This is a genomic window from Nonomuraea fuscirosea (genome assembly GCF_003001935.1).
GTDB lineage: Bacteria > Actinomycetota > Actinomycetes > Streptosporangiales > Streptosporangiaceae > Nonomuraea > Nonomuraea fuscirosea.
In genome coordinates, this window is the sequence record NZ_PVNG01000014.1 from 331,014 (window position 1) to 351,512 (window position 20,499).

Genomic DNA, 20,499 nt, shown 5'->3' on the forward strand with positions numbered 1-20,499 from the left:
TAAAGGGCCAGTCATGGCGTGTCAAGAGTGCCGCCAACCTGCTGTGTTACGGGTTGTTTCGTTTCAGTCTCGCCGCAGCTCACGGCGGGGTGGGACACTCGACTCCCATAAACTTGCCCGAAACTTTCGGAGCCGGCGACGGGGGAGCCGCTCAGGCTCCGGCCACAGAAGCCGCCTTCCGGAAATATCCGGCGGCCTCGTCCCGCCTGCCGAGGGCCGCGGCCAGGTGCCCGAGATACAGGGCGACGGGGCCCAGGGTGACCAGCCCGCTGCCCGCGCCGGCCAGCTCCCCTTCGGCCGGCAACAGCCGTTCACGGAGCCGTTCGAGCAGCCGGCGACCGGCGGGGTCGATCGGCCCTTCGGAGGTCGCCACGACGGCGATGACGTGCAGGCAGGTCCGCGCCTCCAACAGCAGGTCGGGCGGTGAGTCCGGGACGGCGCGGGCAGCCTCGAACGCCTCGCCGCGCCGGCCCTGGGCGAGCAGAACCAACGGCCTGGCCCACCCCTCGTACGGCCCCCACTCGGCCCCCGCCAGCTCCACCACCCCGGCCGGCCCTCCATCCCGCCGGCACCACGCCCCGGCCGCCGCCTCCCGGGACCGACCGGGATCGACCCCCTCCCCCACCTCCAGGCAGAGAAGGGCGAGTGGCAGGATGCCGTCCTCCACGCCGGGCATGCCGGTGCCGCCGAGGCGGGCGGCGGCCGTGCGGTAGGCGGTGCGCGCCTCGTCCGTACGGCCCAGCGCGGCCAGGCGGAGGGCGGCGTACCAGGTGGTGAAGACCCCCACCAGCGGAAGGTCATGACGCTCGGCGAGCCGGTCGGCGACCTCCGCGTGCCGGTCCGCCGCGTCCAGGTCGGCGAGCGCGGCACTGGCCTGGAGCAGGACCAGCCGCCCCAGCACCGCGAACGTCACCATCTCGTCGTGCCCGTCGGACAGCCCGAGCAGCGCGGCGCCGATCGCGGCGCGCTCAGGGGCGAGCCCCGCCCGATGGAAGCTCTGCATGTAGCGGCCGTTGAGCGCATAGGCCAGCAGCGTGCGATCGTCGGACCTGCGCGCGATCTCCTCGGCCTCGCGCGCCGCCCGCTCCCCACGCCGCCCTGGGTCCGCGCGCCGTTCCATCGCGATGGTGACGAGCAGCCGGGCCCGCTCACGCTCGTGCCCGGGAGGCAGAGCGGCCAGCGTACGCTCGGCGGCGTCCACGAGCCGCGCTGACAGTGCCGGGTCGTCGTTGGCGGTCCAGATGGCGGGCACGTCGAACGACCCGATCACCTTCGCGGTCAGCACCGGATCCCCGATCGCCTCCGCCGCACCGACCGCCTCGGCCCGAAACCGCCGCGACTCCGGCAGTTCCCCACACACGGCCAGCGCCCTGCCCAGCCCCATGACCGCCACCAGCCGCTCCCGCACACCCCCGCCATCGCTGTTCCTGACGTCACCGCCACTGCCGTTCTGAGCTGGGAGCATGTCTTCGCAGCTCTGGGCGGCATCCCGGCGCTCGGCGGAAACCTGGTCCAGGGCAGCCAGCGTCTCGCGCCACAGGCGGGCCGCCTCGTGCGGGGCCGATCTCCGTTCGGCGCGCTCGGCCGCCGCACGGGCGTAGCGGGCCGTACGGGCGGCGCCGGCCCGGCCCCGGGCGCGCAGGCAGTGGTGGGCGATGGCCTCCACGTCGCCGGGACGCAGGCGTTCGACGATCCCGGCGGCCGTGGCGTGCCAGCGGGCGCGCCGGGCGTGCGGGATGTCCTCGTACAGGGCCTCCCGCACCAGGGCGTGCGCGAACCGCGACCGGCCGGCGTCCCGCTCGACCAGGAAGCCCGCGAGCAGGGCGGACTCCACCGAGTCCAGCACCCGGTCCTCGTCCGCTCCCGTCAGCGGGATCAGCACGTCGAGGTCGACCTCATCGCCGAGCACGGCGGCCTGGCGCAGATGCGTGCGGGTGACGTCCGGCAGCGCGGCCAGGCGGTGGCGGATGACGTCCCGCACCCCGGCCGGAACGGTGTGCAGGGCCTGCTCACCCTCGCTCTCCCACACCCTCGTGAGCTCCCGCACGAAGAACGGGTTCCCGCCGCTGCGCGCGTGGATCGTGCGGGCGTCGCCGTCACTCATCTCGCGGGTGGCGACGGCCCGGACCAGCTCGCGTACCTGCGCTTCGGCGAGGCCGCCCAGATACATCCGCGTCGGCTCGGCCCGCGCGACCCTGCCCAGCGTCTCACCCAGCCCGGGTGAGATCTCGGTCGAACGGTACGTCCCCACCACGAGCACCGGAGCGGGACCGAGCTCGGCGGCCAGCATGGTGAGCAGGGCAAGGGTCTCCTCGTCCGCCCAGTGCAGGTCATCGAGGACGAGCAGCAGCGGTCGCTCAGCAGCGAAGGCGGCGATGGCGGCGACGATCCCCCGCCGCCGCCTGAACCACACACCCTGCGACCCCCCTCCCGACCACCCGTCCCCCTCGTCCCTGTCCGACACAGACGAACTCGCAGCGTCCGTCGCGGCGGGGCCGGCGTCCCTTGCGGCGGCGGGGGCGGTGAGGTTGGCGTGGATTTGAGCCCATGGCCAGGCGGCGGGTGCGCCTGGGAGTTCGGGGCTGCTGCCCCACGCGGTGTGCCAGCCGTCGCGCTCCAACCGCCGGGCGAGCGTACGTAGCAGCGCGGTCTTGCCGGCGCCCGCCGCACCCGAAACCAGCACCAGCCCCGAGCGCCCCGCCACCACACCTGCCGCGGCCCGCTCCAGCTCCCCCAACTCCGCGACGCGCCCCACGAACGGACGCCCGCCGGAGCCCGGCCGGTGTGAGCGCGGGATCTGGTCGGCGGGTCCGGCAGCCGGCTGGTCCGGCTCGTTGCGGAGGGCGTCGGGTGCGCGCAGGACCCGGGGGCCCGGATCCGGTGTCGTCGCGCCGGGGAAGCGGTGATCCGACGGGCCGGCCGTCAGGTGGGGGGACTGGGCGAGGATGTCGGCTTCGAGGTGGCGCAGGTCCTCGCCGGGGTCCACGCCGAGTTCCTCCCTGAGCGCCTTCCTGGCTCGCCGCAACGTTCCCAGCGCATCCCCTTGCCGGCCCGTCCGGTACAGCGCCAGGGCCAGGAGTCGCCAGCCGTCCTCGCGCAGCGGGTGGCCGGTCACGTGGGCCTCAAGATCGGGGATCGCCTCGGCCGCCCGGCCCGAGCGCAGCACCGCCGACGCGCGGCGTTCCACCGCCAGAAGGCGCAGTTCGGACAGTCGGGCGGCCTCGCCCACGGCCCAGCCCTGGTCGGCGAACTCCGCGTAGGCGGGCCCCCGCCACAGCCCGAGCGCCGTGTCGAGCGACTCGCGGGCCTGCTCGGCGGGCAGGTCGGCGGCCTGGGCCAGCAGCGACTCGAAGCGCAGGGCGTCCACCTCGCCGGGTTCGGTGCGCAGCGCGTAGCCGGGAGGTGAGGTGATCAGGAGGCGGGAGGGGGCGCGGGGCGGGCGGCCGTGTTCGAGCGCCTTGCGCAGGTCGGCGACGAAGGTCTGCAGGGCTCCGAGCGCGCCCGCGGGCGGAACGTCCCAGAGGTCGTCGATCAGCCACGACACCGGCACCACCCGGCCCCTGGCCACCAGCAACCGCGCCAGCACGGATCGGTGCCGCGGACCCTTGAGCCGGATCGGGCCCCGGTCGTCGCGGGCCGTCAGCGGGCCCAGCACCCCGAATGTCACCATCGCCATCCAACCTATCCACCCAGGTGAAGCCGACTGACCGCGTGCTGACTGGCTGCTGAGTGGGGGTGGGCAGGGTGGGGGCCGTAGCGAGACGGGTTCGAGACGGCGAGGAGCCGACATGTCACTCACCATTCCGGGGTTCGCCGGGAAACGCGTCACCGTGGCCGACGGTGTGGCGCTCAACGTCGCGGTCGGCGGGTCGGGGAGCCCGGTCGTGCTGTTGCACGGGTTTCCGCAGACTCATCTCATGTGGCGGCACGTCGCCGCGGATCTGGCCGCCGATCACACCGTCATCTGTCCTGATCTGCGCGGGTACGGCGACAGCGACAAGCCGCCGGCCGACGCGGACGGCACCACCTACTCCAAGCGCACCATGGCCGCCGACGTCGTCGCCCTGGCCAAGGCGCTCGGGTACGACCGGTTCGCGCTGGCCGGGCACGACCGGGGTGCGCTGGTCGCCGTCAGGGCCGGGCTCGACCATCCGGGCGTCGTCACCCATCTGGCCTCGCTGGACGTGCTGCCCACCCTGGACAGCTGGGACGTCATGCATGGCCGGGCGGCGGCGGTCGGCTTCCACCTGTATCTGATGGCCCAGCCACCGGGCCTGCCAGAAAGGATGATCGCCGCCGAGGCGGACGCGTTCTTCGGGTACTTCCTCGATCTGTGGGTCAAGGACCCGGACGCGATCCCGGCGGACGTACGCGCGGCGTACCTGAAGGCGTCCCGGGAGGCGGTGCCGTCGATCGTGGCCGACTACCGGGCCACGGCGACCATCGACGTCGAGCACGACGAGGAGGACCGGCGGGCGGGCCGGCGGCTCGGGATGCCGGTGACGGTGCTGCAGCAGGACTGGGGGGCGGCGCTCGGGTTCGACGCCGCGGAGCTGTGGCGGGCCTGGGCGTCCGACCTGGACCACCGTACGGTCGGCTGCGGCCACTTCATGGCCGAGGAGGCCCCGGCCGAGGTGGTCTCCGCCCTGCGCAGCCTGCTCGCCCGGTAATTGGCCCGGTAATTGGCCCGGTAATTGACGGGACGGACCGGCCGGCACGCCCTGCGCGCGTTCTGGAGGGCGCAGGGCGTGCCGGTCGCGGGCGGATGAGCGCGGCTATCCGGTCGTGGGTTTCACCTCGTCGTACTCGACCGCGTAGTCCTGCTGCGAGCGATCCTTCAGCGCGAACGCCGCCACGATGCTGATCACCGAGCAGATCGCCATGTAGACGGCGATGGCGAACGAGCTCTGGTAGGTCGCGTACAGCCAGACCGCGATCAGCGGCGCGGGCCCGCCGGCCGTCAGTGAGGCGAGCTGGTAGCCGAGGGAGGCGCCGCTGTAGCGCAGCCGGCCGGTGAAGCTCTCGGCGATGAACGTGGCCTGCGGCCCGTACTGGATGTCGTGGATGGGCGCGGCCAGCACGATGGCCAGGAAGACCAGCGACGGGACGCGGGTGTCGAGCAGCGGCCAGTAGATGAACGACCACACCACCATGAGCGCGGCGCCGACGATGTAGAGCCTTCTCCGGCCCACGAGGTCGGAGATGTAGCCCCAGAACGGCACCGTGACCAGGGAGACGAGCCCGGCCACGATGACGTACGTGTAGACGTCACTGGCCTCGAAGCCGAGGGTCTTGGTGGCGTAGGTGAGGATGAAGACGGTGAAGATGTAGAACGGCGCCTGCTGGCCGGTGCGCAGCAGCGCGCTGAGCACGATCTCGCGCCAGTTCTTGGCCAGCACCTGGCGTACGGGCACCCGCTCGACCTTGTTCTCGGCGACGAGCTTGGCGAAGACGGGCGTCTCCAGGATGCCGAGCCTGATGTACAGGCCGACGGCCGCCATCACGATGCTGAGCAGGAACGGGATGCGCCAGCCCCAGTAGGGGTCGATGGGCTGGAACACCTGCAGCGCCAGGTAGCCGAGCACGAGCCCGACGGGCACGCCGAACTGCGGCCAGCTGCCGAGGAAGCCGCGCTTGCCGCCGCGCGACTTGCCCCACTCGGTGGCGAGGAGCACCGAGCCGCCCCACTCGCCGCCGACGCTGATGCCCTGGAGCAGGCGCAGCAGGGTGAGCAGGATGCCGCCCCAGATGCCGATCTGCTCGTACGTGGGCACCAGGCCCACGAGGGCGGTGGCGATGCCCATGCTGAGCAGGGTGATGATGAGGGTGGCCTTGCGGCCGATGCGGTCGCCGTAGTGGCCGAAGATCGCCGCGCCGATGGGGCGGGCGGCGAAGCCGCCGAAGTAGGTGCCGAGGGCGAGCAGCAGGCCCGTCGTGGGGTCGCTTGTGGGGAAGAACAGCTCCGCGAAGATGGTGCTGGCGGCGAAGCCGTAGAGGAAGAAGTCGTACCATTCGATCGAGGTCCCCACGGCGGAGGCGATCACCGCCCGGACCAGTTGCCGTCTCTTCTGCTGACCTGTCGCGTCGAGTCCTTGCTGCTCAACCATCTACCGCTCCTGGGGTAGGTCGCGCGTTAACGGTGACGGTACATCAAGGATGATCGACGGTCACGAGGCGAAATCATCGCGGATCGGCGCGGATCGGCGGCACGCGCGCGCACGCGGGCGAGGGGGATCGTGCCTGGTTGCGGCGGGTGTCCGGGGGTAGCGGAAGGGCTCTGCCGCATGAGGAGGACCTAGCGATGCGTCCGCGTCTCACCCCGCGTCTCACCCCGCGTCTCACCCCGTGTCCCAGCCCGCGTCTCAGCTCGTGTCCCAGCCCGCGTCTCAGCTCGCGTCCCGTCGTCCGCGCCGTGCTCGCCCTGACCCTCACCCTGGCGGCCGGCGGCTGCGCGAAGGCGGGGCTCGACGAGGCCAACAGGGTTCCGCAGAACGACGGCGCGAACGCCGACGTGGGCGACAGCCTGCGTCTGCGCAACGTCTTCCTGCTGCGCGGCGCCGGCCAGGACGCCTCCGCCCCGCCGGAGACCCTGTTCGGGGTGCTGGTCAACGAGGCCGGGCGGCCCGACCAGGTCGAGCGGATCACGGTCGAGGGGGGCGGCTCGGTCCAGCTCGCCGGGCCGCTCGCGCTGCCGCCGAACCAGCCGGTCGGCACCGGCAACCAGCCGCTCGGCACGGTCAGCGGCGTGCGGGCGGGGACGGTGCCGATGACGTTCACGTTCAAGGAGGCGAAGCCGGTGCGGCTGATGGTGCCGGTCAAGACGCGGACCGGCCACTTCGCCGACCTGCCGGCCGCGCCCCAGGCGCCGCCGTCCCCGACGTCCCCGGCCACCGCTCCGCCCCCTCAGTCGGCCTCGCCGTCGGCGTCTCCATCAGCCGAGTGACTCGGTCAGCGTTCTGGCGGCCTGGGTGACGAGCTTGCCGTACTCGGCGCGCAGTGGCTCCGGCATGCGGCTGGCCGGGGTGGAGACGCTGAGGCTGGCGACCGGCCCGTCGGGGCCGAGCACCGCGGCGGCGACGGCGGCGATGTCGGATCGCCACTCGCCCCGGTTGTCGGCGTAGCCACGCGCGAGCACCCCGTCCAGCTCGGCCCGCAGCGCGTCGGGGTCGGTGATCGTGGTGCCGGTGTAGCCGAGCAGCGTGCCGGCGGGGCGGCGGAGGTGGGCGAGGACGGCCTTGCCGTTGGCCGAGGCGTGCAGGGGCAGCCTGATGCCGAGCGGCAGCACGATGCGTAGCGGCTTGTCGGTCTCCAGCCGTTCGATCAGCACGACCGCGTCGCCCTCGGGCACCATGAGGTGGATCGTCTCGCCGGTGCGCTGGCGCAGCTCCTCCATGACCGGCATGGCCGCGTCACGCAACCCCAGCTCGGTCGTACGGGCGATCTGCAGCGCCTTGCTGGTGACCTGCCAGCGGGTGACCTCGCCCCCGGCGGGCCTGATCCAGCCGGCCTCGTTCAGCGTCCGCAGCGAGCGCTGCACCGTGCTCTTCGGCAGGCCGAGCTCTCTGGCCAGCTCGCCGACGCCGATCGGCTGGCGCGCGGCGACCTCTTCGAGCACCCGGAGGGCGTTGATCACGTTCTGCATCATTGACTCCTCTACGGGCTGATTTTAATGTTAATGAACCGCACGGCGGCACGCTGTGCCGTGTGATGGCACGGAGGTGGAGAAGACGGTGGGCCGGCATTTCCTGCAGATCCCCGGGCCGACGAACGTCCCCGACCGGGTGCTGCGCGCGATCGCCCAGCCCACGATCGACCATCGGGGGCCCGCGTTCGCCCGGCTGGCGGGCGAGCTGCTGGAGCGGCTGAAGGTCGTGTTCGCGACGAGCGGCCCCGTCGTGGTCTACCCCTCCTCCGGTACGGGCGCCTGGGAGGCGGCGCTGGTCAACACGCTGTCGCCCGGTGAGAAGGTGCTGGCGTTCGAGACCGGGCACTTCTCCTCGCTGTGGTGTGAGATGGCCGCCCGGCTGGGCCTGGTCGTGGACCTGGTGCCGGGCGACTGGCGGCACGGCGCCGACCCCGTCGCGCTGGCCGAACGCCTGACCCCCGACGTGGCCGCCGTCATGGTGGTGCACAACGAGACCTCGACCGGGGTGCGCAGCCGCGTCCCCGAGATCCGCTACGCCCTCGACCGGGCCGGTCACGACGCGCTGCTGCTGGTGGACACGATCTCGTCGCTCGGCTCGATGGACTACCGCCACGACGAGTGGGGCGTGGACGTGACCGTCGGCTGCTCGCAGAAGGGGCTGATGCTGCCGCCGGGCATCGGCTTCAACGCGGTCAGCGAGAAGGCGCTGGCGCGCCGGGGGCGGCTGCCCCGCTCGTACTGGGACTGGGATCCGATCATCGCGGCCAACCGGCAGGGCTTCTTCCCGTACACGCCGCCCACCAACCTGCTGTACGGGCTGCGCGAGGCGCTCGTCATGCTGGAGGAGGAGGGCCTGGCGGCGGTGTTCGCCCGGCACGACCGGCACGCCGAGGCGACCAGACTGGCCGTGCGCGGATGGGGGCTGGAGGTGCTCTGCGCCGACGAGCGCGAACATTCCAGCTCGCTGACCGCCGTGCTGATGCCGGACGGCCACGACGCCGACGCGGTCAGGCGGCTGATCCTGGAGCGCTACGACATGTCGCTCGGGACGGGCCTCGGGCGGCTGGCCGGGCGCGTCTTCAGGATCGGGCATCTCGGCCACTTCAACGACCTCATGCTGGCCGGCACGCTGAGCGGGGTCGAGATGGGCCTGCGCGCGGCCGGAGTGCCGATCAAGGAGGGCGGCGTCAGGGCGGCGCTGGCCCATCTGGAGTCCGCCCGATGAGCCTGGCGCGACCAGACAGCCTGGCCCGCGAGCTGGCCCCGATCCTGTCCGGTGACGTCAGGGACGACCCCTACACCAGGCACCTCTACTCCTCCGACGCCAGCATGTACGCCATCGAGCCGCTGGCCGTCGCCTTCCCCCGTCACACCGACGACGTGCAGGCCCTGGTCGCGGCCTGCGGCGAGCTGGGCGTGCCGGTCCTGCCGCGCGGAGCGGGCACCAGCCTGGCCGGCCAGACCGTGGGCGCGGCGGTGATCGTGGACTTCTCCCGGCACATGAACCGCATCCTGGAGATCGACGGCCGCACCGCCCGGGTGCAGCCCGGCGTCGTCCAGGACCAGCTCAACCGGGCCGCCCGCAAGCACGGGCTGATGTTCGGCCCCGACACCTCCACCAGCAACCGGGCCACGATCGGCGGGATGATCGGCAACAACTCCGCCGGCAGCCACTCCGTCCTGTACGGCTCCACCATCGACCACGTGCGGGCGCTGCGGGTCGTGCTCGCCGACGCCACCACCCCCGACCTGGCCGGCGACGCCCGGCTGAACGGCGCGGTCGCCGAGGTGCTGGGCGGGCTCGACCTGTCGGGCTTCCCGCGCTTCTGGCGGCACTCGGGCGGCTACCGCCTCGACGCCGCCGCCGGCGGCGACCTGACCAAGCTGATGGTCGGCTCCGAGGGCACCCTGGCCGTGGTCACCGAGGCCACGGTGGGGCTGGTGGAGCTGCCCAGGGCCAAGGCCATCGCCGTCGGCCACTTCACCTCGACCCCGGCCGCCATCGCCGCCACCGCCGACGCCCTGTCGTTCGGCGCGGCCTCGGTCGAACTGCTGGACAAGGCCATCCTCGACCTGTCCAGGCAGCGGGTGGACTACGCGGGCCTGGGCGACATCCTGGAGGGCGAGCCGCGGGCGCTGCTGTTCGTGGAGTTCTTCGGCGACGGGCCGGCCGAGGTGGCCGACCGCGTCGGCAAGCTCGCCGCCACCTGGAAGGCGAACGGCCACGGCTACCACACGCTCAAGGCCGTCACCGCGCGGGAGCAGTCGGCGGTGCTCAAGGTGCGCAAGGCGGGGCTCGGCCTGCTGATGGCCTCCAGCGTCGGCAGCCGCAGGCCGCTCGCCTTCGTGGAGGACACGGCCGTGCCGCCCGACCGGCTGGTGCCGTACGTGGAGGAGTTCGCCCGGATCCTCGGCCGCCACGGGCTGAACGCCGGCTTCTACGGCCACTGCTCGGTCGGCTGCCTGCACATCCGCCCGTTCGTCGACCTGCGCGCGCCCGGCGGGATCGAGACGATGCGGGCGGTGGCCGAGGAGGTCGCCGAGCTGGCCGCCAGGCACGGCGGCGTCAACTCCAGCGAGCACGGCGACGGGCTGGCCCGCTCCGAGTTCAACCGGCGGCTGTTCGGCGACCCGATCTACGAGGCGATGCGGCGGGTCAAGCAGATCTTCGACCCCCATGGCAGGCTCAACCCCGGCAAGATCGTGGACGCGCCGCCGATGACCGACCACCTGCGCGACCCCGCGCGGCCCGAGCCGAAGCCCCTGGCCACCACGCTCTCCTTCGGCCCGGGAGGCATGCACGCGGCGGCCGACCGGTGCATGAACATCGGCGTGTGCCGCAAGGACGACACCGGCGTCATGTGCCCGTCGTACATGGCCACCCGCGAGGAGGAGCACTCCACCCGCGGCCGGGCCAATGCCCTGGTCAAGGCGCTGTCTGCGCCCGACCCGCGGCGGGAGCTGGGCGACGAGCGGCTGCACGGCATCCTCGACCTCTGCCTGGAGTGCAAGGCGTGCCAGTCGGAGTGCCCGCTCGGGGTGGACATGGCCGCGATGAAGAGCGAGTTCCTGCACCAGTACCAGCAGACGCACGGCGTGCCGCTGCGCTCGCGGGCCTTCGGCGCGATCAGGACGCTCAACCGGCTCGGCTCGGCCACCGCGCCGCTGTCGAACTGGCTGGCCGGCGCCGTACGCGGCCCGCTCCGCCTGAGCCGGCGCCGCCCCCTTCCCCGCTTCCGGCGCGACACCCTGCCGCGCTGGTTCTCCCGCCGCCCCGAGCCGGGGGGCGGGCGCGAGGTCATCCTGCTGGCCGACTCCTTCACCACCTTCACCGAGCCCGCCGTCGGCCGCGCCGCCGTCGAACTGCTGGAACACGCCGGCTACCGGGTCCGCCTGGAGTCGAAGGGCTGCTGCGGGCGCTCCAGCCTCTCCAAGGGCCTGCTCGACCAGGCTCGTACGATGGCCGCGGATCTGGTCGGCCGCCTGGCCGACTCCGACGCCCCCATCGTCGGCCTCGAACCGTCCTGCCTGCTCACCCTCAAGGACGAGTACGCCGCCCTGCTCCCCGGCGACCCCCGGGTGGCCGACGTCGCGGCCAGGGCCAGGCTCGTCCCCGAACTGCTGGTGCGGGCCGTCGACGACGGCTCGCTCGTGCTCGGGGACGCGCTCAAGGACCGCCGGATCCTGCTGCACGGCCACTGCCACGAGAAGGCCGTCACCGGCACCACCGCCACGTACGCGCTGCTGTCCAGGATCCCGGGAGCGGAGGTGACGGAGATCGACGCCGGCTGCTGCGGAATGGCCGGATCGTTCGGCTTCGAGGCCGAGCACTACGACCTGTCCATGAAGATCGGCGGCCTCCGGCTCTTCCCGGCGATCGCCGCGTCCTCGCCCGACACGCTGCTCGCGGCCACGGGGGTCTCGTGCCGCCAGCAGATCGCCCACGGCGCGTCCCGCACCGCTCTTCACCCGGTCGAGCTGATTCACAGGGCGGCCGGGCTGCCATAACACGTTCGGGGGAGATCGGAGTACGCAGTGTCCGCAGAGCTCCTGTCCATTCTCGCCCTCATCGTCATGTTCGTCGTGGCCACCCTCTTCCCCGTGAACCTGGGAGCGCTGGCCCTCGTCGGCGCCTTCCTGGTCGGCACGCTGGCCGCCGGCATGGAGACCGACCAGATTCTCGACGCCTTCCCCGGCAGCCTCTTCGTGATCCTCGTCGGGGTGACGCTCCTGTTCGCCATCGCCACCAACAACGGCACCGTGGACTGGCTCGTCCGGGCCGCGGTGCATCTCGTACGGGGGCGGCTGGCGGCCATCCCGCCCGTCGTCTTCGTCATCTCCGCGCTGCTCACGGCCGTGGGGGCGCCGGCGCCCGCGGTGGCGGCGATCCTGGCGCCGATCGCGTTCGGGTTCGCGGCCGAGTACCGGATCCACGCGATGCTGATCGGGCTGATGGTCGCGCACGGGACGCAGGCGGGGGCGTTCTCGCCGATCAGCGTGCTCGGCGGGATCGTGAACGGCGTCACCGCCGACGCGAACCTGCCCGGGAACAACCTGGTGCTGTTCCTGGCCAGCTTCGCCTTCAACGCCGCCGCCGCGGTGGTCGTCTTCTTCGTCTTCGGGGGGCGGGAACTGCTGCGGCGCGGCACCTTGGAGTCCCTGCCCGGCGCCCCCGCCCCGTCCGGGGCCGTTTCGTCCGGTTCTGCGCCGTCCGGGGCTGTTCCGTCCGTGGCTGTTTCGTCCGGGACCGCTTCGTCCGTGGCCGGCCCGGACGGCGACGACGCGTCCGGCGCCTCCGGCGGTGGCGGGGTGACCACCGCGACGACCCGGGACACCGCGACCGGCGGCGGACTGCGGCTCACCCCGCACCAGGCGCTCACGCTGACCGGCATCGTCGCGCTCTGCGTGGCCGTGCTGGTGTTCAAGCTGGACGTCGGCCTGACCGCCGTCACCGTCGCCGTCGTCCTCTCGCTCACCTCCCCCAAGACGAACAAGGGCGCCGTCGAGCGGGTGGCCTGGCCGACCGTGCTGCTGATCTGCGGCGTCGTCACGTACGTGGGCGTGCTCCAGGAGATCGGCACCGTGGACTACGTCGGCTCGGCGGTGGCCGCGATCGGCATCCCGCTGCTGGTCGCGCTGCTCATCTGCTACGTCGGCGGCGTCGTGTCGGCGTTCGCCTCGACCGTGGGCATCCTCGGCGCGCTGGTGCCGCTGGCCGTGCCGCTGCTGTCGCAGGGCAGCCTGGGTCCGATCGCGATGATCGCGGCGCTGTCGGTGTCGTCGGCGATCGTGGACGTCAGCCCGTTCTCGACGACGGGGGCGCTGCTGGTGGCCAACGTCAGGGGCATGGCGCGGGACGACTTCTACCGCAAACTCCTCGCCTACGGCGCGGTGATCGTCCTGGTCGGCCCGCTGGCCGCCTGGGCCGTCCTGGTCGCGCCCGGCTGGCTGGGCTGACCCCGGGCCGGCCCCGGGTCCGGCCCCGGCCGCCGCCGTCCGCTCCTGACCGGGCCTCGCCGTCCAGCCCGTTCGGGGGCGACGGCGGGCCCGGCCAGGCCGTCAGTGGAGGTGGGAGCGGAGCCGGGCCTATCGCGCGGGCTCCGGGGGAGGTTTCATCGTAGGCACAACCCGATCGTGGAGGCAGACCGTGGCATTTCAGCTCATCGTTCTCTACAACCACCCCGAGAGCGCCGAGGCCTTCGACAAGCACTACGACGAGACGCACGCGCCGCTGGCGGCCCGGCTGCCGGGGCTGCGCTCGTACACCGTCACGCGTCCCGCCGCGGCGGGGGGCCGGCCGCCCGCCTACCATCTGGTCGCGGTGCTGACCTTCGACGACGAGGCGGCGTTCGGCGCGGCCATGTCCGGCGAGGAAGGCAAGGCGGCCGTGGCCGACCTGGCGAACTTCGCCGGGGCGGGCACCACGATACTCACCGGGCCCGCCGGCGTGGTGGTCTGACCGCCACTCCGGCCACCACTCCGACCGTCACGCCGATCGCCGCTCTGATCGCCGCGCCGATCGCCGCTCTGATCGCCACCGGAAGGCCGGCGATCTCGCGATCTCAGTTGATCGAAGGGGCGGGCACCGGCACCCGCCCCTGGTAGGGGTCGACGCGGCTGAGCGCGCCACGGGCGATCGCCTTCACGTCGGAGTCCGTGAACTCCTCCGTCAGCGGAATGGCCAGCGCCACGAACAGCTCCCGCGTCTCCGCCACCGTGGGCTGGGCGCTGAGCTGCGGCGCCCGGCCCAGCTCCAGCAGCCGGGTCTGGTCGAGGCTGGTCTCCAGCTCGACGTTCCACGGGTGGTAGTGGGCGCTGTCGCGCGGGATCGCCAGCCCGGGGAACTCGGGGCCGCGCTGGGTGATCACGAGGTGGGTCGAGGTGAGGTCGCAGCGGAACAGGGAGAAGGTGTCGGAGAGCCCGATCTTCAGGTCCAGCAGCCGGCCGTTGCGCTGCTGGTACCAGCACGCCGCGAGGATGGTGGCATAGACGTCCTTCCGCGTGTCGAGCGCCGTCCATCCCTTCTCCTCGGCGCCGTCGGACGACAGACTGCGGTGCAGTTGCGTGTACGCCGCGCACAACGCCTTGTTCGTCGGGTCGAGCAGTTCGAGCAGGAAGCGCATCCGTCTCCGCGTGTGGATCGCGCGCTCCACGCATTCCGGCAGGGTGACCGCCCGGATGTAGGTGCCGGTGCCGCCCTTGAACAGCCACAGATCGCTGTCCTTGCGCGCCTCGGCGAGTAAGCGGGTGATGGCCGCCCCGTTCAGCGACTTGACGGAGTCGCCGCTGGACAGCAACGTCCACATCCCGTCGGTGGCCCGCGACATGGCGGTGATCTGCTCGGCGACCCTGGCCTGCCGGTTCCTGTCCCTGATCCACACGTACGCGAGCAGCGCCAGGACCGGCAGGATCAGCTTGTCGGACTGCCCGTCCTCGAACACCTCCAGCAGATCGAGGATGCTGACGGCGGCGGCCACGATCAGCACGATGCCGAGGTCCAGGTTGGACATTGCGTTGCGGAGCCGTGTCGTCACCGTCGTCATAGCTTGTCGTTTAACCGGCCGGACGCTTCCCGTCAAGCGTTCATCACCGTCCGGCACCATCCGCCGCCCCGTTCGCCCAACAATGAGGCGACTTGCGCCGAAACGGCCGCCATCCGCGCTGTTTCCGCCGCCCCAGGGCCGCCGCACCGCCGTCACGGGGCCGTCACCTGGCCGCCTCGGGGCCGTCTCGGGGCCGTCTCGGGGCCGTCTTTGGGGCCGTCTTGGGCCGCCGCACACTCTGACCCGGCGTTTGGTAGCCTCCCTTGCTCTTGGTGTGATGCGATGGAAGCCGTAGCGGGGCGGTCGATCGAAGCAGGGGTGTGATGACGGAGTCGCCCGAATCACGGGACGACAGCACGGGAACCCGGCGCGGGCGCAGGCCCATCCGGCCGGATCCCGAGTCCGGCCCCGTCGCGCTGTTCGCCCACCGCCTCTGGGAGCTCAAGGAGCGGGCGGGCGACCCGTCCTTCGCCGACATGGCCTCCCGCCTCGGGGCGGCGGCCTCGAAGTCGTCGCTGGCGGCGGCGGCCCGGGGCAGCGCGCTGCCGAGCTGGGAGACCACCTGGGAGTTCGTCCGGGTCCTGGCCGTCGACCGGCTGGGCGGAAACCCGGAGGAGGTCCGGCGCGAGTGGCGCACCCACTGGGAACGCGCCGCCAACCTCGGCTACAGCGACGCCGGTCCGACCGGGCCGGCCGAGGGCACCGCGCCCGACCGTCCCGTCCACCGTGAAGGCGCCGCGCCAGGCGCGCCGGCCGGCTCCGGGACGCCGCCACCGTCCGCCGGCTCGCCCGCCGAGTCCGGGCCGTTGTCACCGTCCACCGGTACGCCCGCCCAGTCCGGGCCGCTGCCACCGTCCACCGGCACGCCCGCCGAGTCCGGGCTGCCGGCGTCGACCGGCGAGCCCTCGCGGGAGCACGCGCCTTCGGCCGAGCATCGGCCTTCGTCCACGGGCCAGGACTCCTCGTCCACGGAACGACCATCTCCATCCGCCGATCACCGGCGCACCTCCACGGACGGCCGTCCGCAATCCACCGACGGCGAGCTCCCGCCCGCAGGCCCTCCGCCCGGGTCCGGCCCGTCCACCGACCCAGGCACCGGACCCCGATCCGGGTCCGGCCCGTCCACTGGCGATCAGCCCGCCGCGGCCCCCGCCTCCCCCGGTCGTCCCGCGTCGGGCAAGCGGCTGACCGTGCTGGCGGCCGTCACCGGCGTGGTGGGGGTGGCGGCGATCCTCATCGGCTGGGTGCTGCCGCTCATCACCGGCGACGCCAAAACCGGGCCGACCACCCCACCCAGCACGTCCCCGTCCCTCGTGCCGTTCGACGACTCGAAGTTCGAGAAGGACGTGACCTACCCCGACGGCACCGTCGTCGAGTCGGGAGAGTCCTTCGACAAGACCTGGCGCATCCGCAACACGGGCAACGTCCCGTGGCACGGGCGCTATCTGACCCGGATGAACGACACGCCGTGCAAGGCGCCCAAGCGGGTCGGGATCGGGCCGGTCGCGCCGGGCGACTCGGTCGACATCACCGTGCGCGTGCGCGCCGCCGGCTCCCCCGGCCGCTGCAAGATCTACTGGAAGATGACCGACGAGGACGGCAGCCCGCTGCTCGCGGGCAAGCGGCCGATCTTCCTCGACGTCACCGTGGCCTGACCCCCTGCATCCCCTGGCCATGGCGGCCGCAGGCGCCGGTCAGGGCCAGCTCGGCGCCGGTCGGGGCAGGGGGTTGGCGCCCTCGGGGCGCAACCCGTCGAAGATGATGGCGAGGTAGCGCCGCCACAGGTCCGGCTCCGGGTTCGCCAGGAAGCCGATCGCGTGCACCGGTGCGCAGATGAGCAGCAGGACGTCGGTGCCGGTGATGTCGGCCCGGACGGCGCCCGCGTCACGGGCCCGGTCGACCAGCGCTCCGATGCTCGCGTGGAACTCGTTCCGAAGTTCGGTCACCTCGGAGTCGCCCTCGGCGACCGTCTGCAGGAACGCCAGGTCGTGTTGCCGCTGCCCGCCCGCGGCCACGGTGAGGAACTCCAGCAGCGCCGCCCCGGGATCGGCCGAGTCGAGCAGGTTGCGGGCGACGGCGGTGAGCGCGGCGAAGTGGTCGCCGACGATCGCGGCGATCAACTCCTCCTTCGTGGCGAAGTGGGCGAAGACGGTGCCCTTCGCCACACCCGCCCGGCGGGCGATGTCGGCCATCGAGGCGTCGATGCCCCGCTCGGCGAACTCGTCCGCCGCCGCGGCCAGAAGGAGTTCGCGGTTGCGTGCCGCGTCCGCGCGCAGGGGACGGCGATCAGGCCTGGTCACAGACGGCATTCTAGCAAGTTGACCGAGAGGTCATGTTGCGGATAGGTTCGCGGAGTCAACTTGACCCAGCGGTCATCTTACGATCGCCGGGGTCAGCAGGTCGGATCTCAGGAGAGTCACCGATGGAACTGCACGGCGCCACCGCGCTCGTCACCGGCACGAACCGCGGCATCGGCCACCACTTCGCCGTCGAACTGCTGCGGCGCGGGGCGAAGGTCTACGCCACCGCCCGCCGTCCCGAACTCGTGGACGTCCCCGGCGCCGAGGTGCTACGCCTGGACATCACCGACCAGGAGTCCGTCGAGGCGGCCGCCGCCGTCGCCACCGACGTCGACCTCCTCATCAACAACGCCGCGTTCACCGCCGGCGGGAACCTGGTGACCGGAGACCTCGACGCCATCCGGCTGACGATGGACTCGAACTACTACGGCACCCTCGCCATGATCCGGGCGTTCGCTCCCGTGCTGGCCCGCAACGGCGGCGGCGCCATCCTCAACGTCCTGTCGGCCGTGGCCTGGACCACCGTCGACGGCAACACCGCCTACGCCGCCGCCAAGTCCGCGCAGTGGGGCCTGACCAACGGTGTCCGGGTGGAACTGGCCGGCCAGGGAACACATGTCGCCGCCCTCGTCCCCGGGCTCATCGCCACGGAGACGTTGCGGGACTTCGCCGCGAACGCCGGCGTCGAATTCCGCGAAGGCGCGCTGCTGGACCCGGCCGACCTCGTCCGGCTCGCCCTGGACGGGCTGGAGGCGGGGGAGATCGAGATCCTCGACCGGATCGGCGCCGACGCGAAGGCGACCCTCACCGGCCCGCCGCGCGCCTTCAGCCTGGAAGCCGCCGCGGCCGCCTGACGCGCCCGCCGCGCCCAAGCCGTCCCGCCCACCGCTTGGACCAGCCGACGTGTCGGGACAGGACCGGCGTGTCAGGGCTGGGGCGGCGTGTCAGGGCTGGGGCGGCGTGTCAGGGCTGGGGCGGCGTGTCAGGGCTGGGGCGGCGTGTCAGGGCTGGGCCGGCGCGGCGGGCGGCGCGTCGGTCCAGCCGACCTCGGCCAGCGTCTTCCGGTACGACCACTCCGCGGATGCCCTGCCGCCGGACGTGCCCAGCTGGTCCACGGCCAGCAGCACCATCCTGCCGGTGTCGACGATCATCCGCACCCTGGTCGACGGCGCCCCCTTCGCTTTACCGCCCGGCCTGTCGATCACGAGGGCGGCGCCGGATCTGCCCAGTTCGTCCTTGGCCTCGCCGTCGACGCGGGCGCCCGGCAGGGACAGCAGGGCCTGGTAGGCCGCGGCACGGACCTGCTTCGGCGCGGGGATTTCGTGCAGGAGCAGCGGCAGGGTCTCCTCGACCCAGGCGGACAGGTCCATCTCCCTGCCGACCTGGCCCGCCTTCATGAGCCACGCCTTCAGCTCGGCCGGGTCGGCGGGCAGGCGCTGAACCTCGTCGTAGGTCAGCCGCTGCCCCGCGAACTCGAACTGGTCATGACCCTTCAGCGCGGGGCTCACCGAGCCTCGGCCGGGCTTGGTGGACAACTTCACCGTCTTGCCGTCGAGCGATTCGCTCCACGTGGAGGGGGAGCCGTCGCGCCGCCACGCCTTCCTGTCCGCCGCCGTCTTCGGCAGCGTCCCCAGCCTCTGACCTCCGTACCAGGCCCTGCCGTCGGGGGCGTTCCACCGTACGCCGACGAACCGTTCGACCAGCGAATACGGGTGCGCTCTGGTGCCGAATCGCCCAGGATGGGGTTCCGTCATCAGCGTTCTGGTGTGCCAGTAGGCCCCCTCCGGAGGTGTGGCCGCGACGGCCGCCGGCGTGCCGAGGACGGCGGCGCCCGCGGCCAGGGCGACACCCAGGATGATCAGCCGCCGGGCCGGCGTGGTCGTGGACGTCATCGGTTCGCTCCATCGATTCGAAGTCACAACCATGCACACAGCTGGGCCGTACGAACGGTTGCCCGCGAAATGTTCGCACGATCGGGCAACCGTCACGAGGGACGAGGTGTGTCAGAAGGCGTGAGATCGGACGGAGAACCGTGAGTGACCTGGAACATGACTTCGGCGCTTTCGTGGCCGCACGTGCCACGAGCTTGTTACGGGTCGCCTACCTCGCCTGTGGTGACGCGACGGAGGCCGAGGACCTGCTGCAGACGGCGCTGGAGCGCACCTACCGCAAATGGGATCGGGTGGCCCGCTACGACAATCCGGATGCCTACGTGCGGCGCGTCATCGTCAACGCCGCCATCAACCGCGCCCGCCGCCGGGCGATCCTGACCATCATCCCCATGCACAGCCCGCCGGAGACGGCGGTCCGGGCGGGTGACCCGGACCTGTTCCAGGTGCTCATGGGCGCGCTGCGCGCGCTGCCGCCCCGGCAGCGTGCGGTGATCGTCCTGCGCTATTGGGAGGACCTCACCGAGACGCAGACCGCCGAGGTGCTCGGATGCTCGGTCGGCACGGTCAAGAGTCAGGCGTCGAAGGCCATGGCCAAGCTCCGTTCGGCGCTCGGCCGGGAAACACTGGAAGGAGCGATCACCGATGCCCACGCTTGAGGAGGAGATCCGCCGGCTCATGACGGAGGGGACGGCGGGACTGCACGCCGCGCCTGACCTGATGGGCCGGGTGGTGCGCTCCACCAGGGAGAGGAGACGCAGGATCAGGATCGCGGCGGCGGCCGCGTCCGTGGCCGCGTCCGTGGTCGCCACCCCCGCCGTCGCCTTCTTCACCGTCGGAACGACGCCCACGGCCGTCGAGCGCAGCACGTTCACCACGGCGCCGGAACCGCCCGCCATCGACGACACCCCGTCCATGCCGTCGGCCCCGCCGAGCCTCGGGGACCTGGGCGACGGGAGGGAGTTCGGCCGGATGAAGGTGGGCTACCTGCCCGACGGGCTGGAGTGGTCGGGCCGGTCGGCGGACTGGGGCGACACCTACCACGTCTCCTACGTCTACCGGGGCGACGACAAGGGCTCCTACAGGGTCGTGATCACGGTGTACGAGGGGAGCGCCGTCGAGGAGGTCGAGCGGCGGATCGCCGCCTACCGCGACGAAGCGGACGGCGAGGCGGTCACCGTCGGCGGCCGGAGCGGCTATCTGGTCGTGCAGCACGTCGGCGAGGACGGCATGAAGGGCACCCCCACCCTGTTCCTGCGGACGAGCGACAGCCAGTGGGCCGAGATCGGCTTCAGCCCGGTGTACGCCGAGGAGTATTCGGGCACCGAGGCGGTCGACGCCGAGTTGCTGCGGATCGGGCGCGGGCTCACCTCCACGATGTGAGCACGATGTGCGCACGCTGTGATCATGAGACGCCGCCGCACGCGGCCACCGGCCTGAACGGTGGCCGCCCCTCATGGCGTCCGGGGGTCAGGCCGGGGAGCCAGACCGGGGGGCCAGGCCGGGAGGTCAGGCCGGCAGGTCAGGCCGGCAGGTCAGCGGTAGGCGTCGGCTTGGAGGGTGTAGAGGTCGGCGTAGAGGCCGTTGAGGGTCATGAGGGTGTCGTGGTCGCCTTGTTCGGT

At 72.4% G+C, this 20,499-nt stretch carries 16 protein-coding genes; 10 read left to right on the forward strand and 6 right to left on the reverse strand.

The window, feature by feature from the left end; all coding sequences use genetic code 11:
* Window positions 1-151: 151 nt before the first annotated feature.
* On the reverse strand, window positions 152-3,676 hold the full coding sequence (locus tag B0I32_RS31245) for an ATP-binding protein (protein WP_106245838.1): 3,525 nt from the start codon (window positions 3,674-3,676) through the stop codon (window positions 152-154).
* A 112-nt stretch (window positions 3,677-3,788) separates the two neighbouring features.
* Between B0I32_RS31245 and B0I32_RS31250 the strand changes: the two genes are divergently transcribed.
* Entirely contained in the window at window positions 3,789-4,670 is an 882-nt protein-coding gene (locus tag B0I32_RS31250; protein WP_106245840.1) for an alpha/beta fold hydrolase, read from the forward strand.
* 105 nt (window positions 4,671-4,775) lie between these two features.
* Here the strand turns inward: B0I32_RS31250 and B0I32_RS31255 are convergent, their stop codons facing one another.
* On the reverse strand, window positions 4,776-6,107 hold the full coding sequence (locus tag B0I32_RS31255; RefSeq protein WP_106245841.1) for an MFS transporter: 1,332 nt from the start codon (window positions 6,105-6,107) through the stop codon (window positions 4,776-4,778).
* Window positions 6,108-6,412: 305 nt separating this feature from the next.
* Here B0I32_RS31255 and B0I32_RS31260 point away from each other — a divergent pair, with 305 nt between their 5' ends.
* Entirely contained in the window at window positions 6,413-6,943 is a 531-nt protein-coding gene (locus B0I32_RS31260; protein ID WP_106245843.1) for a hypothetical protein, read from the forward strand.
* Here B0I32_RS31260 and B0I32_RS31265 read toward each other — a convergent pair.
* Window positions 6,932-7,645: an IclR family transcriptional regulator gene (locus tag B0I32_RS31265; RefSeq protein WP_219912089.1), complete on the reverse strand. Its 714-nt coding sequence runs from the start codon at window positions 7,643-7,645 to the stop codon at window positions 6,932-6,934. The genes B0I32_RS31260 and B0I32_RS31265 overlap by 12 nt on opposite strands.
* 85 nt (window positions 7,646-7,730) lie before the next feature.
* Here B0I32_RS31265 and B0I32_RS31270 point away from each other — a divergent pair, with 85 nt between their 5' ends.
* The 4 genes from B0I32_RS31270 (at window position 7,731) to B0I32_RS31285 (ending at window position 13,604) form a co-directional block, all read left to right on the forward strand.
* Complete coding sequence (locus tag B0I32_RS31270; protein WP_245956139.1) at window positions 7,731-8,870, forward strand: pyridoxal-phosphate-dependent aminotransferase family protein; 1,140 nt, start codon at window positions 7,731-7,733, stop codon at window positions 8,868-8,870.
* Window positions 8,867-11,653, forward strand: coding sequence for an FAD-binding and (Fe-S)-binding domain-containing protein (locus B0I32_RS31275; protein WP_106245847.1), 2,787 nt, complete (start codon window positions 8,867-8,869; stop codon window positions 11,651-11,653). Before B0I32_RS31270 ends, B0I32_RS31275 begins: the two co-directional genes overlap by 4 nt.
* Window positions 11,654-11,680: 27 nt before the next feature.
* Window positions 11,681-13,102 (forward strand): SLC13 family permease, encoded by a 1,422-nt coding sequence (locus B0I32_RS31280; protein ID WP_106245848.1) that lies wholly within the window; start codon window positions 11,681-11,683, stop codon window positions 13,100-13,102.
* Between the two features lie 190 nt (window positions 13,103-13,292).
* A complete protein-coding gene (locus B0I32_RS31285; protein WP_106245850.1) occupies window positions 13,293-13,604 on the forward strand; it encodes an EthD family reductase in 312 nt (103 codons plus the stop codon).
* Window positions 13,605-13,707: 103 nt separating this feature from the next.
* On the opposite strand, the gene B0I32_RS31290 is transcribed toward B0I32_RS31285, so the two are convergent.
* Window positions 13,708-14,688 carry a hypothetical protein gene (locus B0I32_RS31290; RefSeq protein WP_146178369.1) on the reverse strand — a complete coding sequence of 327 codons (981 nt, stop codon included), beginning with the start codon at window positions 14,686-14,688 and terminating at the stop codon, window positions 13,708-13,710.
* 323 nt (window positions 14,689-15,011) lie between these two features.
* On the opposite strand from B0I32_RS31290, the gene B0I32_RS61065 reads away from it, so the two are divergent.
* Window positions 15,012-16,343: an NBR1-Ig-like domain-containing protein gene (locus B0I32_RS61065; RefSeq protein WP_106245853.1), complete on the forward strand. Its 1,332-nt coding sequence runs from the start codon at window positions 15,012-15,014 to the stop codon at window positions 16,341-16,343.
* 39 nt (window positions 16,344-16,382) lie between these two features.
* Here B0I32_RS61065 and B0I32_RS31300 read toward each other — a convergent pair whose 3' ends face one another.
* Entirely contained in the window at window positions 16,383-16,988 is a 606-nt protein-coding gene (locus tag B0I32_RS31300) for a TetR/AcrR family transcriptional regulator (protein WP_245956140.1), read from the reverse strand.
* 122 nt (window positions 16,989-17,110) lie between these two features.
* On the opposite strand from B0I32_RS31300, the gene B0I32_RS31305 reads away from it, so the two are divergent.
* The gene (locus B0I32_RS31305) at window positions 17,111-17,842 is read left to right on the forward strand and encodes an SDR family NAD(P)-dependent oxidoreductase (RefSeq protein WP_106245856.1); all 732 of its coding nucleotides are present in this window, start codon (window positions 17,111-17,113) and stop codon (window positions 17,840-17,842) included.
* Window positions 17,843-17,989: 147 nt separating this feature from the next.
* Here B0I32_RS31305 and B0I32_RS31310 read toward each other — a convergent pair whose 3' ends face one another.
* Window positions 17,990-18,880, reverse strand: coding sequence for a hypothetical protein (locus B0I32_RS31310; RefSeq protein ID WP_106245858.1), 891 nt, complete (start codon window positions 18,878-18,880; stop codon window positions 17,990-17,992).
* A 140-nt stretch (window positions 18,881-19,020) separates the two neighbouring features.
* Between B0I32_RS31310 and B0I32_RS31315 the strand changes: the two genes are divergently transcribed.
* Together B0I32_RS31315 and B0I32_RS31320 are read left to right on the forward strand one after the other, a co-directional pair.
* A complete protein-coding gene (locus B0I32_RS31315; RefSeq protein ID WP_106245859.1) occupies window positions 19,021-19,536 on the forward strand; it encodes a SigE family RNA polymerase sigma factor in 516 nt (171 codons plus the stop codon).
* Complete coding sequence (locus B0I32_RS31320; protein WP_106245861.1) at window positions 19,523-20,260, forward strand: hypothetical protein; 738 nt, start codon at window positions 19,523-19,525, stop codon at window positions 20,258-20,260. Before B0I32_RS31315 ends, B0I32_RS31320 begins: the two co-directional genes overlap by 14 nt.
* Window positions 20,261-20,499 lie beyond the last annotated feature (239 nt).

Bases quoted from the DNA above. Each gene is read 5' to 3' on its own strand.
- B0I32_RS31245 (WP_106245838.1), bottom strand. From the start codon at position 3,676: ATGGCGATGGTGACATTCGGGGTGCTGGGCCCGCTGACGGCCCGCGAC.
- B0I32_RS31250 (WP_106245840.1), top strand. From the start codon at position 3,789: ATGTCACTCACCATTCCGGGGTTCGCCGGGAAACGCGTCACCGTGGCC.
- B0I32_RS31255 (WP_106245841.1), bottom strand. From the start codon at position 6,107: ATGGTTGAGCAGCAAGGACTCGACGCGACAGGTCAGCAGAAGAGACGG.
- B0I32_RS31265 (WP_219912089.1), bottom strand. From the start codon at position 7,645: ATGATGCAGAACGTGATCAACGCCCTCCGGGTGCTCGAAGAGGTCGCC.
- B0I32_RS31275 (WP_106245847.1), top strand. From the start codon at position 8,867: ATGAGCCTGGCGCGACCAGACAGCCTGGCCCGCGAGCTGGCCCCGATC.
- B0I32_RS31290 (WP_146178369.1), bottom strand. From the start codon at position 14,688: ATGACGACGGTGACGACACGGCTCCGCAACGCAATGTCCAACCTGGAC.
- B0I32_RS61065 (WP_106245853.1), top strand. From the start codon at position 15,012: ATGACGGAGTCGCCCGAATCACGGGACGACAGCACGGGAACCCGGCGC.
- B0I32_RS31305 (WP_106245856.1), top strand. From the start codon at position 17,111: ATGGAACTGCACGGCGCCACCGCGCTCGTCACCGGCACGAACCGCGGC.
- B0I32_RS31310 (WP_106245858.1), bottom strand. From the start codon at position 18,880: ATGACGTCCACGACCACGCCGGCCCGGCGGCTGATCATCCTGGGTGTC.
- B0I32_RS31320 (WP_106245861.1), top strand. From the start codon at position 19,523: ATGCCCACGCTTGAGGAGGAGATCCGCCGGCTCATGACGGAGGGGACG.